Origin of the sequence: Nostoc sp. NZL (assembly GCF_015714705.1) — a bacterium.
Lineage (GTDB): Bacteria > Cyanobacteriota > Cyanobacteriia > Cyanobacteriales > Nostocaceae > Nostoc > Nostoc foliaceum_A.
In genome coordinates this window covers 1-14,304 of sequence record NZ_WBKL01000053.1, presented here as the reverse complement: position 1 = coordinate 14,304, position 14,304 = coordinate 1, and the positions used below count along the sequence as shown (strand labels likewise).

Sequence of the window (14,304 nt, the reverse complement as noted above, 5' to 3'; positions counted from 1 at the left end):
GTTAAAATCCAAATAATTTTAAGTTAAGATTCACACCCAATTCCTATGAGAGAAACTGTTCTAGAGGTTAGCAATCTACAAGTTGAATTTCCCAGTGATGGCAACACTGTCAGAGCTTTGGATGGTATTTCCTTTGGCTTGCATCGAGGTGAAACTCTAGGAATAGTAGGAGAATCGGGGAGTGGTAAATCAGTGACAGCCCTAGCTGTGATGGGTTTGTTGCAAACTCCCGGTATAGTTACTGGCGGTGAAATCTGGTTTCGTCCTCAAGAGAATGCCAACGCCATCGATTTGGTAAAATTGCCTCCTGAGCAAATGCAGCTACACCGTGGTGGCGACATCGCCATGATTTTTCAGGAACCGATGAGTTCGCTAAATCCGGTTTATAACATCGGGTTTCAGCTAACAGAAGCAATTATGCGGCATCAAAATGTGTCAGCAGCCCAAGCACGACAAATTGCGATCGCAGGTCTACAAGAGGTTAAGCTTCTAGCTAGCGATGAGGAGATCCAGCAGCAGTATATCGAAACTTGGCATCAAACCAACAGCAATTCATCGAAACCAGAACCATCAAAGTTGTCCCAGTTGGTTAAAGAACACAAAGAAGCCATGCTGGAACGCTACCCTCATGAACTTTCTGGGGGTCAGTTGCAACGGGTGATGATTGCAATGGCAATTTCTTGCAACCCGTTAATTTTAATTGCCGATGAACCAACCACAGCCTTGGATGTGACGGTGCAAGCGACTATTTTGGAGTTAATGCGCGAATTGCAACAAAGCCGTGATATGGCAATGATTTTCATCACTCACGACTTGGGGCTAATTTCGGAAATTGCTGACCAAGTAGCGGTGATGTATAGAGGTAAAGTTGTCGAATCTGGTACTGCGGAGCAAATTTTCAGCAGTCCTCAGCATCCATATACTAAAGGTTTAATAGCTTGTCGCCCCACACTCAACCGCCGTCCCCAAAAATTACTCACCGTTTCTGATTACATGAGTGCAGAAGAGACAGCAACGGGACAAGTAGTAATTCAAGCCAAAGAACCCACACAACCCACAGAAGTCACCACCGAAGAGATTGCTGCAAGATTGGCAAACTTCAATGAGAAGGAACCTTTGCTGCAAATCCGCAACCTGAAAGTTGGTTTTCCAGTGCGCGGTGTGTTTGGTGGGACAAAACGCTACAATATGGCAGTTAATGGCGTTTCCTTTGATGTCAAACCAGGGGAAACACTAGGTTTGGTAGGAGAATCTGGTTGCGGTAAAACCACCCTTGGCAGAACCTTGCTGCGATTAATTGAACCGATGAGTGGTCAGATAATCTTTGAGAAACAAGATATTACTAGCCTCAAAGGAGAACCGTTGCAAAAACTGCGGCGGGAAATGCAAATAGTCTTCCAAAACCCTTTCAGTTCCCTCGATCCCCGGATGAAGGTTGGGGACGCGGTGATGGAACCATTGTTAATTCACGCCGTTGGTAAAACAAAGCAACAACGACGAGTGCGAGTAGCCGAACTCTTGGAACGGGTGGGTTTGAGTGCAGATGCGATGAACCGCTATCCTCATCAGTTTTCTGGTGGTCAACGCCAGCGGATTTGCATAGCCCGTTCTTTGGCATTGAATCCTAAGTTTATCATCTGCGATGAATCAGTTTCAGCGCTGGATGTTTCAGTACAGGCGCAGGTATTAAATCTTCTCAAAGAATTACAGTCAGATTTTCAGCTTACTTATATCTTTATTTCTCATGATTTAAGTGTGGTGAAATTTATGAGCGATCGCATTTTAGTCATGAATCGCGGTCAAATTGTTGAAGAAGGGACAGCCGAAAGCATTTACCAAGAACCCAAAGAGGAATACACGCAAAAATTAATTGCTGCGATTCCTACCGGTAGTGCTGAACGTGTGCGAAGCCGTCATCTACGGGCTTTATAGAAAACTTTCAGGCTTAACAGATATTTGTACAAACAAAGTTAATTACATCTGCAAGTCCAGACTGAGTTTTTAAATTAGTAAAAATAAAAGGTTTATCACCGCGCATTTTTTTAGCATCTCGTTCCATCACACTTAAATCTGCACCAACATAGGGTGCAAGGTCAGTTTTGTTAATTACCAACAAATCAGACTTAGTAATACCGGGGCCACCTTTGCGGGGAATTTTATCGCCTGCTGCAACATCGATGACGTAAATTGTTAAATCCACCAATTCGGGGCTAAAGGTAGCAGCTAAATTATCGCCGCCACTTTCCAAAAATACTAAATCCAAATCGAGAAAACGTTCCTCTAACTGTTCAATTGCCGCCAAATTCATCGAAGCATCTTCACGGATAGCAGTATGGGGACAACCACCAGTTTCTACACCCAAAATGCGATCGCTTGCCAACGCCTGAGAACGCACTAAAAACTGAGCATCCTCTTGAGTATAAATATCATTTGTCACCACCGCAATCTCATACTGCTCACGCAATCCCTTACACAAAGCATCAACTAAAGCCGTTTTCCCCGAACCCACTGGGCCAGCAACTCCCACTCTAAATACATTCATTGTCATTTGTCCTTTGTAATAATTACGAATTACGTTAGCGTAGCGTTAGCGAGTATTCGAGCGTCATTACGAATTACGAATTATTTTGACTAACTCCTAAACAACCTTGTATACTGCGTTTCATGCTGCATACTCGCCAGCGACAAACCCCAACTGCAACAGGCAAGTTGATCATCCTCCAACGCGAGAATTTCCAATGCCGCAGCGCTAATTAATGGTTGCAAATCTAGCAATAACTGCTGTCCTGCGGTTTGCCCAAGGGGGATAAGTTTCACACCAGCAGTAATCAAATTACTTGCCCAACTATGCAGATATCCGAGTAATCCGGCTTTAATACTGATTTGCCAATGGGCAATGGCAATGCCAAAAGCGATCGCATAATTGCAAGGATTACCTACAGCATTGACAATAGGCACAATCTGTGGTTCTAGTTTACCAAGTAATTGGATGAGCGATCGCCCCATCTGCCAACTAGAGGCGCGTAACTCTTCTGTTTCCCTAGCAGCGGATAACCACAGATTCCAACGACATAGCGACTCTACATCATGTATTTTGGCAGCTTGCTGCGATCGTACCATTACCGCCGCTTCTAGCCGAATTGCCCCGTAGAGTAACTCTGCTTTTAACCAATCTTTGAGATGTGTGTGGTTAGCGATCGTACCATTTTCCACCAACATTTCCAAACCTTCAGAATAGCTATATGCTCCTACGGGCAAAGCGGGGCTAGCCAGTTGTAAAATACTCAAAAGATGGCTATCAGTGAGCATGATGGTGTTGTCCATAAGCTCCCAATTCTGGCTGAAACGGTAAAATTTCCTCTTTAACTTCTAACCCCAATTGTTTCAACATACTGTGTAAAACCGAATCTGAGGACAAGCGTAAATAAGTTGGGGTAATTTCTACAGGTACATGGCGATTTCCGAGATGGTATGCCGCCCGTAGTAATAAAAGTGGTGTTTGGGCAAAGGCAGTCAGCACTAGTTCTGGTTTGGCAGTAATTCTGATTAAACTGCTATGGGTTTCTTCTTGGAGAATATCGCCATCATGTAAAACAGTTCCTCTAGGTAAATGTAGAAACACAACCTTGCTATCTTCCGTTTCAAAGCGATGACGGCTGCGGGTACGTTCTTCTGCTGTCAGCGCCAGAGTAAAGGTGACTGCGACATCAGGATTAGGTGGTTTAAGTTGGGTAAATGTCAGCATAAGAGTTTTGCCTGAATTTCCACTTTTCATTATGATTTGAGTGTGAACACCAATTAGCACAGGGCTTCTGAAAGCTGTGTAGTGAAAAAATCACCCCTCCGTTCTCACCGTCAACACCTGCGGCGGCGTAGAATCTGGAGGATACAAAAAGTCCACCTGTACTTCTCGCTTCCCACCCGCCAACATCTTCAGCGTCACCAATGGTTCACCCCTTTGTCCCCGACGCTGTACCAAATGCACATAGCGCGTCTTTTCCACACCATTATCATCGATATAACGCACCCGCACCGTTCCCCGAAAGAATATTTGTTCTACACCTGGCTTTAAAAACAGCAGTCTATCCGTTCCCCCTTCATCCTTAATAGGAGTCTGGATTGATACAGTTACCGTCTGAGTTTGATTAGTAATATTTCTGAGGGGTACAGTCAGATTGTATTCAACACCATAGTTACTGTGGGCAAAGTATGCTGTATCAGGATAGCGTTTTAACATCGCTGCACTTTGAATTTGCCCAGTGCTGAGAGTAATTAAATGTACAGTTCCCAAAGGATAAGAAAACGCTTTTCCTGGTTGAGGTATTGTTAACTCAGATACATTAGAATTATCCGTAAGCTGTGTTTGCCATTGCGCTCCTTGGGAGACACCAGCAACGCGACTAAATACCGTTGGTTCTCTGGGAGGGTCGAGAGGTGTAGGAATGGGGTCACGCTTTCCTGCTAAACTGCCTGTATCCAGAAGCTTTTGCCACTCGGCTAAGGTGGGTGGAATATTACTATTTTTAACTAAATTTGCGAGATAAACTGGACTACTACTTGCCAAGCGCATCATCGTAGTGCGACCGTTAGAAGCAGGAGCCTGTACGGGAATGGGTAAATTCGCTAGGATTTGCGTTTCTTTTGGTTCTATCACCAGCTTTTCGGGAAAAATCCCTTGCCGAACTCCCCGCAATACATCATTCATTGTGCGATCGCCTGACCCAGAGTAAACTGTACCTTGGGGATTTTCTACCACATCAGGTAAAGCGATAAATGGTGCTTCTTTGGTGAGGTAACTAGCTGCTTGTAATACTTGCAGCGTCACAGGTTCATTTCCTGGATTATGTACAATTATCCCTTGGTAAACAGTGCGGCTTTGGGCTGATGTTTCTGCCCTGACGATATGATGAGCAAATATATCAAATCTGCCTTGAAAGGGATAATTTAAATGTGCTGACTGTACTTGTTTTCCATTTGGGGGGAAAGTTGATAGTAAAATTCCTTCAGTTGTTACCAGTTCGGGACTATTGCTGTTAAAGGTGGGAATAATATCGAGTTTTCCTGGTAAAGGGCGTACTTCTTGCGGATGTACTTCGACTCCAGCAATATATTGTGGGGGAACCGTGTAGATATTTAACGCCCGACATATCAAAGCTGCAACTTCGCCTCTAGTAGCGCTTTGCAATGGTTTTAGCTGTTTGACATTAGGATAATTGACAACAATACTATTAATAGTCGCAGATGCGATCGCATTTTGGGCATAGTTAGGAATTTGTCCCGCGTCGTTAAAATATTTTTGTAATATCTGCGTTGGGTTGGATAAAGGACTGTAATTTTTCCCACCAGCTACGACACCAATGATTTGGGCACGAGGAATTGGCTGGTTAGGCTGGAAAATTCCACCGGGATAACCAGAAAAAAATCCTTTTTGGTAAGCCGTAGAAATTGCTTTATTCGCCCAATAATTACTGGGTACATCTTTAAATGACGTAGCAGTGCGTTTCACTGGTGAATCAGGAAAAGCATTTAGCATCAACACTGCTGCTTCAGCGCGTGTCACTGTTGCTTCTGGGCGAAAACTACCATCAGGGTAGCCTGTAATAAGTTTACGCTCTCCTAGTTGCTGGACACAATTTTTTGCCCAATAGCTTTGGGTGTCAGAAAAGGCTAGGGCATTGGGGGTTGATAGAGTTAAGAGGGAAACGACGAGTACTGTAGTTTTTTTGAGGAGCATTAAAATAATTCGTAATTCGTAATTCGTAATTCGTAATTCGTAATTCGTAAAGAACTTAATAAAGGCGGTTATAAACCGCGCCTACAGAGACAAAACCTTAGCCCACGTTCGCGTAGCGTTCCGAAGGAAAGGTGGGCTTTGTTTGTGTAGCCGCGAATTTCATTCGCCTTGGCTCTAAGTTGACACACTGTAATTACCCATCCCGTTCAACGTTCAACTTCCATAATTTCCGTATACTCAAACTCATTCGGACTTTGTTTCACCAAAGGATATCTTTCCCCAGCCAACTCAATATAATCTTGTTCGCAATCCGGCTTAGAAGAATAATATGTAAGCACATATTCTCTACCAATTCTGTCTGTCATTTCTGCTTCTACTTCACCCCGCCACTGAGTCTTAGTAACTAAAACTATCAACTGATTCGCTAATTGAGGAATTGTCTTAGCAATGTGTCGCCGCGAACTTTCATCTAAACTACCAAAGGGTGAATCCATGACAATTGGGAAAGTACTACTATCGGGAATCATCATCATTTTTCTTTTCTCACTCCATTCCCGTACTTTGTCAATGATGCTGGCAATAAAGGATAAACTGAGAATCTGATTTTCCCCGGTGGATGCTGCAACTGGTGCTTCTATACCTGTGGTATTTTCTACTAATGTCAGTTCATATTTATCGCTGATTTTAGGAATGTATGGAGTTACAGAAATTTCCATAAATATTTCTTGTACTCGCTTTTCTAGTTGCAGGCGAAATTGTTGCTCTTGACGATTCCTAACTTCTGTTAACCGTTCGATTGCATCTTGAGTAGCGTTAATTCGCCGCTGTGCTAAAGTTTGCTTGTCTTCATTCAGCTTTTGTTTGGCGATTTGTTTGTTCAAACCTTCAATTTCAGTTGTGAGTTGAGCAATCTGCTGCTGATTTGCACCTTGTTCTCGGTTTAATTCATCAATTTTACTTTCAATTTCATCTAACCGTTTTTGCAAACTGCTAATTTCTTCATTAGCATCTTTTCGCAACCGTTCTTGAATATTGTCTAAATCAATTTCAATTTGGGATATGATTTGCCTTAACTGATTAATCCTAGTTTGTTCTCTATCAACTTCTTCCCAAAATCCTATGGCTTGCTTATCAATTTCATCTACTTGAGCGCTCATCCGAATTGCAGTTTCTTCCACCGCCGAGGAACCTGCTTTATTTAACCAAGCACTCACATGAGTATGAGAATTATTACCATCATGCAACTCTGCACCACAGATACAGCGTTGAGAATTGAGTAAATCATTCACAAATTCCCGCGAAATTCCTGATGTTAACTCGCCTCGCTGCTTCAAGTCATTGATAATTCCTCGAAACTGGGATGTAGTTTCTGAGAGTAAAACTGTATAACCCCGCGCGGAAATAACTTTTTTCAGCGCTTCCTTAGTTTTTTTATATTCTTCTTGATTCGCCGCTTTCTGCGATTCTAAATCCTGCCATCTTTCTTGCAATTCTTTCGCAGCACTCAATTCTCGTAAACGATTGCTTGTCTCTTTTTTAAAAGTTTGTTGATATTCTAACTCTTCTTTAATTTCAGTTTGCCGTTTGGTAATGCGTTCACGCTCTCGTTCTATCTTTTCTTGCTGTCGTAATAGTTGTTTGGTTTCAGAATCACCAATAGCTTTTAACTCATTTTCTAGAGTTTTTTTAGCATCTCCCAAATGTCTGATGGAACGGTTGATTACTTCCACACCCAAGAAGATTTTTGTAGCTTCGGCAATTTCAGCTTTTTTATCAGAACGGACTATTTCTTCAATTCGTTCGCCGTCAAAGAAAAAATATTGATGTAAAGTAGCGGGTAAAATTTGATTAATTATATCGTCTGGTTGCTGAGTTGGTATATTCCATTTGCCATCATCCGCACCAACCCACATGGTTAATTGAGTTTTGCCAGCGTCAAAATCACCTTCGTTTTTATAACCCCGACAGGCGCGTTTAACTCGATAGCGCTTACCTTCATGTTCCCAGCCAATCTCTACCCAACATTCTACAGCTTGACCTTTTTGAGTTTCTGCGATCGCACGCTTATTTACCAACTGCTCTATCGATGCAAATGCTGCACTAAATTTATCATACAATACCCACGTAAAGGCATTTAGCAAGCTAGTTTTTCCAGAGCCATTATTACCATGAATAATCGTCGTGTTTTGAGCATCTCCCCCAGCTAGGATCATCTCTGGTGTCGTACCATAAAAGGAGCGAAAGTTGCATAGCTTGATTGAAGTCAGCTTCATCGCACCTCTTCCTTAATAATGTCCAAAATATTGTCATTTATATGGGTGTTAATCTTCTTATCTAGCCTGCCTTTTTCCAGCTTCCATACCCGCTCAATGATTTGCCGTACTTCTGGTGGAGCACTGGTTATTGGCTCCTGTACATCATCGATATTCGTCTCTTGTGACATATCGGATTTTGAAATATGCTTTTTCTATATTTTAACTTTCTCTAGTGTTGCAATTGCCTCCGTAAAGCCACTGTTTGCGTTATCTTTAATTTTGCAAAAACTATTTTTTTAAATTTATAATTTATTTGAAAAAATACTTTATCATTTAATCGTTCTCTGTTACTATTAATAGTAACAATCTAGATCATAATGGGATGGAGGTGAAATTTTTAACGCAGGTTATATCCAATTATGATCTAACTCATAATCTTATTATTTCATACTTAATGCTTCTTTTTTCAAATCTCGAAAAATTTTACAAAAACATACAATTATTTTCTGGTTCATCATCAAATATCTAATAAACCATATCGCTTTTGTAAATCAAGTAACTTCATTCTTGCAACGCCTGCATTATCAGCCAAATCAGCAAACTCTACAAAGCGGCGCAATTCCTTTTTCAACAAATTACGCTCAACTTCTATAGTTTCTCTATCTAAATCTGGTGGCAAAACAATCATGTCAAATATTGTCGCGCGTTCCTTAGCAGGATGAGGACGTAAAACTCGCCCCCGTCGCTGGATAAATTGGCGGGGATTACCAGAACTTGATAAAATCACCGCAGTTTGAATTGCCGGAATATCGACACCTTCATCTAAACAACGAATTGCCACTAAACCCTGTAATTCACCGCTTTCAAATTGATGACGTAATAGTTCTCTTTCTTGTAAAGTTGTTTGGGCTGTATAGGTACTTACCTTGTACCCCAAATCCACCCCCAGAATTTTAGCAACAGCTTTAAGTTGGCGTAGAGATGAACGTTGTCCTGCATCTTGGGAACCATCACTACAATAAAAAAGTGTATGAGTAGTTTCGCGGCGAGTTGCCATTAAATCCCGTAAAGCATTTAATTTATTTTCCGCCGCACCAATTAATCTTGCTCTTTGCATTAACAAAGGCTTTAAATCTTCATTGTCTTCAAAATTTCCCGTTTCGCTATTTTCTCGATCTCGATATAGTAGTGATCGCCCAATTCTTTTAGTTAACTTTAAATAAGCAATGCTTTCTGCTTCAGTTAACTCTACCAACACCGGATAATACAGATAATGCACCAAAGCACCTTGAGCGATCGCATCCCTCAAAGTAAACTCTGGCTGGAGAACTGGGCCAAAATAATCAAATAAAGATTGCGTACCAAAATCATCAAAATACCTTTCCGGTGTGGCAGATAAAGCTAGTCTCAACCCAACACTACGCGGTAAACTTTCTTCTAATTTGGGTGCGCCTAAATTATGCGCCTCATCCCCAATAATTAAAGTTTTGGCGGGGAAATATTTGAGTTGAGACTGAAACCCATCTCCAATTAAAGTGGAGTTCGTAGTAATCACCGTGACAAACCTTTGAGAACCAGAACGCAGATTATAAATTTGCGTAGAAAGTTGACTTTGCCAAGTGCGTAAGTTCTCAAAAGCTAAAATGGGTTGCAAATTAAATTTTTCACATTCTCGTGCCCATTGGGTAACGAGATGGCGGTAGGGACATACCACCAACAAAACTTGTAAATTAATCTGCTGATATAATTCACAAGCGATCGCTAATGCGGTAATTGTTTTACCACTACCAGTAGCCATTTTCAGCGTCCCTCTGCCATTGTTGGTAAACCAGCTAGCGATCGCTTCTCGCTGATATTGCCGCAATTGCAGAGACAGAGGCATTCTTGGGCATCCTGGTAATGGTTGCGAAGTGTGATAACTGCCCTTACTTTCCCTTGCAAATGGCAATTTTAATCGGAAAGTGGGCAGTTGCTGCACTGAATTTTGCGTCAGGTACATAAAATGTTAAGCACAAAGGTAGTCATGAACCCTAATTAATGGGCATTGGGTATTGATTATCTCTTCCCCACTCCCCATTTTCTATTACTCAGTTGTAACCCCTCCAAACACCGATGAGAGAACCTTGTACCTGCACTTGTATGGCGCTGACTTCAATGGGATTGTACTTAGAATTTGCTGGTTTGAGGGTAACGCGATCGCCTTGGCGATAAAAACGTTTTAATGTGGTACCAAATCCATCTACTCTGGCGGCGACAATGGTGCCGTTTTTTAAATGATTTGGTTCTGCTACTGGACGCAGAAATACGACATCGCCATCAGCAATTAAGTCTTCAATCATGCTATCGCCAGCAACGCGCAAAGCGTAGGTTTGGGGAGGTAACGAGATATTAGAAAAGTCTAAATGATCTACAGCATCAGTAAACGGTTCTATTAAACCACCAGCAGCGATCGTCCCCAAAATTGGTACACCTTGCTTCACTGGACGCAAAATCCGAATCGTTCGTGCTTGACCTTCAGTCCATTCTATATATCCTTTAGTGCGTAAATGTTCTAAGCGACTTTGAATTGGTGCTGGTGACTTCAAGTTCATCGCTTGCATCATTTGCCGAATTGAAGGCGAATGCTGGTGCGATCTGATGTATTCTGCCAACCATTCGTAAAGTTCTTGTTGAGCTTCAGTTAGACGTTCCATAAAGAAAGCCGGAAGTAATTATAAATGTCTCTAGAACATTAGTACTACAAAAAACTCCCCATAACAAGAGAAAAGTAAAAATATGAAAGGCAAAAGAAAAATAATTCTCTTTTCTTTTACCCATTTATTTTGGATTTTTTACCAGGAAGTAGTTAGGAGCCAATCACACATTCGCTATTTTGACTCCTAACTCCTAACTCCTAACTTCTTTCATTCTGCCCCTAAGATACTCGCAAGCAAAGCCTTTTGGGCGTGTAAGCGATTTTCTGCTTGTTCCCAAACTCGTGATTGAGAACCTTCAATAACTGCTTCGGTAATTTCTTCACCACGGTGGGCTGGTAAGCAGTGTAAAACAATTGCTTCTGGGTCAGCAAGACTTAATAGCTGCTCTGAAATTTGGTAAGGCTGGAAAATTGGCATCCGGTTGTCTGCTTCTGCTTCTTGCCCCATACTTGCCCAAACATCAGTGTAAAGTACAGCAGAACCCTTAGCTGCTAATTCAGGATCATGAGTGACGAGGACTTCCGTTTTGTTATTAGCGATCGCTCTTGCTTGTTCTACAATCTGAGAATCTGGCTCATATCCGCTAGGAGTGGCAATTCTGACATTCATCCCCACTAAAGCACAGCCCAACATCAAAGAATTAGCCATATTATTCCCATCACCCACGTAGGTTAAAGTTAACCCAGCAAGGGTGTTAAAGCTTTCTTTAATCGTTAATAAATCCGCTAAGACTTGACAGGGGTGTTCTGCATCAGTAAGCGCATTAATCACCGGAATCTTAGCATAGTGAGCAAAAGTTTCCAGATCCTGCTGTGCAAAAGTGCGAATTGCCAAAATATCCAGATATCGGTCTAACACCCGCGCCGTATCCTGCAAAGGTTCCCCGCGACTAACTTGAGTGACATTGGGGTTGAGATCGATTACCTGTCCACCCAGTTGGTACATCGCCACAGTAAAACTTACCCGTGTGCGAGTTGAAGCTTTGGAGAACAACAACCCCAAAACTTTATTACACTGCAACTTCAGTTGTTGTGATTTAAGTTGAGTTGCCAATTGCAGAAGTTCTTGAACTTCCATTGGACTGAAGTCCGCTAGACTTAATAAATCTCGTCCGAGCAATGCTGCCATGCTTGTGATCTGTAAAAAATAATTATATATTTCTGTTCCTTTATTCAGCCGTGTCAAGAAAATACACTTTTAGAACTGTACACAATATTTTTGCGTCCAGCCCAGGATTTGAGTTAGCTTTTGCCATGAATATCAATTTATCAACATGATTTTTTTCTGTTTCGTCACAATTGCAAGACCAACGCTCCCATCTAAGGTCACAAAAGCAGCGTTATTGCCAAAATCTCAGGTCTTTGAGCCTAATTTCTGAAGAGGCGAATATTTTTTAGCAATTACAGGTAGACAAATAATTTAATTATGGTACAATCATAAATTGTGGTTGCTATTTAAAAGCAATGCCTACATTAGGCTACACCTACGCCAAACTTGCCAGCATAGCACAGTGGTAGTGCATCCGACTTGTAATCGGAAGGTCGCGAGTTCAAATCCCGCTGCTGGCTTTAACGCAAAATCCCCCAAATCTGGGGGATTTTTGGCTATAAATTACACAAGTTTATGTTTTAGTATCTAAACTATGGCGGTTCCCGCATTGATCAGGTACGGAAAAAATAATTAACCACAGATAAGCACAGATACTCCTACGGACAACCGCTTGCAAAAGTGTGGGAGTATGTCACTTAACAATCTTTACCTTCCCTCGTCCCTTATCCGAGAGTGGTGACAACCTAAAATTTTGTTTCAAACCGCTAAAGTCCGATTGGGGAATAGGGGTTTTATGTCATGATGGCAAAGTAGAACACATATGCTTTTCTAATTACAGGGAATCTCACATGGCTCTCCGTCTAGGTGACACAGTACCCAACTTTACGCAAGCCTCAACACACGGCGACATCGATTTTTACGAATGGGCAGGTGACAGCTGGGTTGTGCTGTTCTCTCACCCTGCTGATTTTACACCTGTTTGCACAACAGAACTTGGTACAGTTGCCAAGCTAAAACCAGAATTTGACAAGCGCAATGTCAAAGCGATCGCACTCAGTGTTGATGATGTTGAATCCCACAAAGGCTGGGTGGGAGACATCGAAGAAACTCAAAGCACCACCCTCAACTACCCAATTTTGGCGGATGCGGATCGCAAGGTTTCTGATCTTTACGACATGATCCACCCCAATGCTAATGCGGCTTTGACAGTGCGATCGGTTTTCGTAATTGACCCCAATAAGAAACTCCGCCTGAGTTTCACATATCCCCCCAGCACGGGACGCAACTTTGATGAAATTTTGCGGGTGATTGATTCTCTGCAATTGACTGATAATTACAGCGTAGCGACACCAGCTGACTGGAAAGATGGAGACGATTGTGTAATTGTCCCCTCACTCAAAGATCCAGAAGTACTCAAAGAGAAATTCCCCAAAGGCTACCAGGAAGTCAAACCCTATCTGCGGCTAACTCCTCAGCCTAACAAGTAAATCTGAAAATGATTTCGGATAAAAAGCAAAGACGCAATGTTATAACATTGCGTCTTTGTTTATTTGAGTCAATGCAGAAGCTTGCTTGCGCCTAGTTTGTTGAACATTGGTTAGTATATTCACCAATGGACGTATACGGCTTTTCAGTAACTATCAAAGCTGAAGTTGATCGGTGAGATTGTATCTGGTGCTAGATTTGGATCTCTGCACCAAAGTCAAGATTGCTTGTTCAAATAGTTCTTTGCCGTACATGTTGCCCATTAAGCCCTTGTTTAATCCAACTCAGACATTCGTATTCAGATTTGAATAATTTTGGAGCTGCAATATTATTCAATAACTCTGGTGGATAATGGTCATAAAAGAATTTGTCTCTTTCTTGGAAAATGATAATTAAATTGTTTCGGTAAATGTAGCGCGACTTAAAACTATCCCCTCGATGAACAAACTCTGAATTTTGATCAAGATGTTCTTTAGCAAGATCAACGATATTACTAACGCTACTTCCATAAATTTCTGCTGGGTTTTCTGCTTTATGAAATTGGCTTTTATTGCCAATTTCAGATAGTAATTTATACGAATAAATTTCGTAATTATCAACTTTTCCAAAAACAAATGGAATGATGAGATATCCTTTGTATGAGACTGAATTTTCGTAAAGAAGACGACTCATCTCAACCTCCTCGGTGTAACTGCGTTCAAAAAATGCGCTTAAATCACATACACACTAAAAATGAATACTTTTCTGTTAAATATATTTATGGATAACTTAAACCCTTATCGCCATTTAACAAAGAGGGCTATTACTCCTTTAGCTAAAAAGAAAGGAATATCAAGCTTTAACAAAAAAGTATCGCAACACTAATTATCGCTCTTTTTTTTAAATCTAAGCATTAGATATCTGATAAAAGTCAAAAACTTATAAACTTCATTCTCTGGGACTACTCCCCCCTGTTCCTTAGGGACTTCCAGAAATTAAATTATCCAATTTCTGGACTTCACTACGACTATCCCTCCCCCTGCTCCCTGCTCCCTGCCCCCTGCCTCTATAGCGATGGTATATTTTTTTATTTGGAAGTCCCTTA

12 protein-coding genes and 1 tRNA gene are annotated in these 14,304 nt (G+C 41.5%); 3 read left to right on the top strand and 10 right to left on the bottom strand.

Going from position 1 to position 14,304, the window contains the following annotated elements; all coding sequences use genetic code 11:
- The first annotated feature begins 45 nt into the window (after positions 1 to 45).
- Positions 46 to 1,932 (top strand): ABC transporter ATP-binding protein, encoded by a 1,887-nt coding sequence (locus F8R90_RS07590; RefSeq protein WP_196510241.1) that lies wholly within the window; start codon positions 46 to 48, stop codon positions 1,930 to 1,932.
- Positions 1,933 to 1,945: 13 nt separating this feature from the next.
- On the opposite strand, the gene ureG is transcribed toward F8R90_RS07590, so the two are convergent.
- The 9 genes from ureG to argF form a co-directional block, all read right to left on the bottom strand.
- Positions 1,946 to 2,542 carry an urease accessory protein UreG gene (gene ureG, locus F8R90_RS07585; RefSeq protein ID WP_196510240.1) on the bottom strand — a complete coding sequence of 199 codons (597 nt, stop codon included), beginning with the start codon at positions 2,540 to 2,542 and terminating at the stop codon, positions 1,946 to 1,948.
- 89 nt (positions 2,543 to 2,631) lie between these two features.
- Entirely contained in the window at positions 2,632 to 3,324 is a 693-nt protein-coding gene (locus F8R90_RS07580; RefSeq protein ID WP_196510239.1) for an urease accessory protein UreF, read from the bottom strand.
- Entirely contained in the window at positions 3,299 to 3,745 is a 447-nt protein-coding gene (gene ureE, locus F8R90_RS07575) for an urease accessory protein UreE (protein ID WP_196510238.1), read from the bottom strand. The genes F8R90_RS07580 and ureE overlap by 26 nt, the downstream gene beginning before the upstream one ends.
- 90 nt (positions 3,746 to 3,835) lie before the next feature.
- The gene (locus tag F8R90_RS07570) at positions 3,836 to 5,734 is read right to left on the bottom strand and encodes a DUF3370 family protein (RefSeq protein WP_196510237.1); all 1,899 of its coding nucleotides are present in this window, start codon (positions 5,732 to 5,734) and stop codon (positions 3,836 to 3,838) included.
- A gap of 206 nt (positions 5,735 to 5,940) precedes the next feature.
- Positions 5,941 to 8,007, bottom strand: a complete 2,067-nt coding sequence (locus F8R90_RS07565; RefSeq protein ID WP_196510236.1) for an AAA family ATPase — start codon at positions 8,005 to 8,007, stop codon at positions 5,941 to 5,943.
- Positions 8,004 to 8,177, bottom strand: coding sequence for a hypothetical protein (locus F8R90_RS07560; protein ID WP_181984959.1), 174 nt, complete (start codon positions 8,175 to 8,177; stop codon positions 8,004 to 8,006). The genes F8R90_RS07565 and F8R90_RS07560 overlap by 4 nt, the downstream gene beginning before the upstream one ends.
- Positions 8,178 to 8,506: 329 nt before the next feature.
- Positions 8,507 to 9,988 carry a DNA phosphorothioation system restriction enzyme gene (locus F8R90_RS07555; RefSeq protein ID WP_196510235.1) on the bottom strand — a complete coding sequence of 494 codons (1,482 nt, stop codon included), beginning with the start codon at positions 9,986 to 9,988 and terminating at the stop codon, positions 8,507 to 8,509.
- Between the two features lie 88 nt (positions 9,989 to 10,076).
- Entirely contained in the window at positions 10,077 to 10,682 is a 606-nt protein-coding gene (lexA, locus tag F8R90_RS07550) for a transcriptional repressor LexA (protein WP_190894130.1), read from the bottom strand.
- A 210-nt stretch (positions 10,683 to 10,892) separates the two neighbouring features.
- Positions 10,893 to 11,813, bottom strand: coding sequence for an ornithine carbamoyltransferase (gene argF, locus F8R90_RS07545; RefSeq protein ID WP_196510234.1), 921 nt, complete (start codon positions 11,811 to 11,813; stop codon positions 10,893 to 10,895).
- A 368-nt stretch (positions 11,814 to 12,181) separates the two neighbouring features.
- On the opposite strand from argF, the gene F8R90_RS07540 reads away from it, so the two are divergent.
- Both F8R90_RS07540 and F8R90_RS07535 read left to right on the top strand, forming a co-directional pair.
- A tRNA-Thr gene (locus F8R90_RS07540) sits at positions 12,182 to 12,253 on the top strand.
- Positions 12,254 to 12,583: 330 nt separating this feature from the next.
- Positions 12,584 to 13,222 carry a peroxiredoxin gene (locus F8R90_RS07535; RefSeq protein ID WP_190894128.1) on the top strand — a complete coding sequence of 213 codons (639 nt, stop codon included), beginning with the start codon at positions 12,584 to 12,586 and terminating at the stop codon, positions 13,220 to 13,222.
- A 229-nt stretch (positions 13,223 to 13,451) separates the two neighbouring features.
- On the opposite strand, the gene F8R90_RS07530 is transcribed toward F8R90_RS07535, so the two are convergent.
- On the bottom strand, positions 13,452 to 13,892 hold the full coding sequence (locus F8R90_RS07530; protein WP_196510233.1) for a hypothetical protein: 441 nt from the start codon (positions 13,890 to 13,892) through the stop codon (positions 13,452 to 13,454).
- Positions 13,893 to 14,304 lie beyond the last annotated feature (412 nt).

Coding starts and splice junctions, on each gene's coding strand:
- F8R90_RS07590 (WP_196510241.1), top strand. CDS start 46: ATGAGAGAAACTGTTCTAGAGGTTAGCAATCTACAAGTTGAATTTCCC.
- ureG (WP_196510240.1), bottom strand. CDS start 2,542: ATGAATGTATTTAGAGTGGGAGTTGCTGGCCCAGTGGGTTCGGGGAAA.
- F8R90_RS07580 (WP_196510239.1), bottom strand. CDS start 3,324: ATGGACAACACCATCATGCTCACTGATAGCCATCTTTTGAGTATTTTA.
- ureE (WP_196510238.1), bottom strand. CDS start 3,745: ATGCTGACATTTACCCAACTTAAACCACCTAATCCTGATGTCGCAGTC.
- F8R90_RS07570 (WP_196510237.1), bottom strand. CDS start 5,734: ATGCTCCTCAAAAAAACTACAGTACTCGTCGTTTCCCTCTTAACTCTA.
- F8R90_RS07565 (WP_196510236.1), bottom strand. CDS start 8,007: ATGAAGCTGACTTCAATCAAGCTATGCAACTTTCGCTCCTTTTATGGT.
- F8R90_RS07560 (WP_181984959.1), bottom strand. CDS start 8,177: ATGTCACAAGAGACGAATATCGATGATGTACAGGAGCCAATAACCAGT.
- F8R90_RS07555 (WP_196510235.1), bottom strand. CDS start 9,988: ATGTACCTGACGCAAAATTCAGTGCAGCAACTGCCCACTTTCCGATTA.
- lexA (WP_190894130.1), bottom strand. CDS start 10,682: ATGGAACGTCTAACTGAAGCTCAACAAGAACTTTACGAATGGTTGGCA.
- argF (WP_196510234.1), bottom strand. CDS start 11,813: ATGGCAGCATTGCTCGGACGAGATTTATTAAGTCTAGCGGACTTCAGT.
- F8R90_RS07535 (WP_190894128.1), top strand. CDS start 12,584: ATGGCTCTCCGTCTAGGTGACACAGTACCCAACTTTACGCAAGCCTCA.
- F8R90_RS07530 (WP_196510233.1), bottom strand. CDS start 13,892: ATGAGTCGTCTTCTTTACGAAAATTCAGTCTCATACAAAGGATATCTC.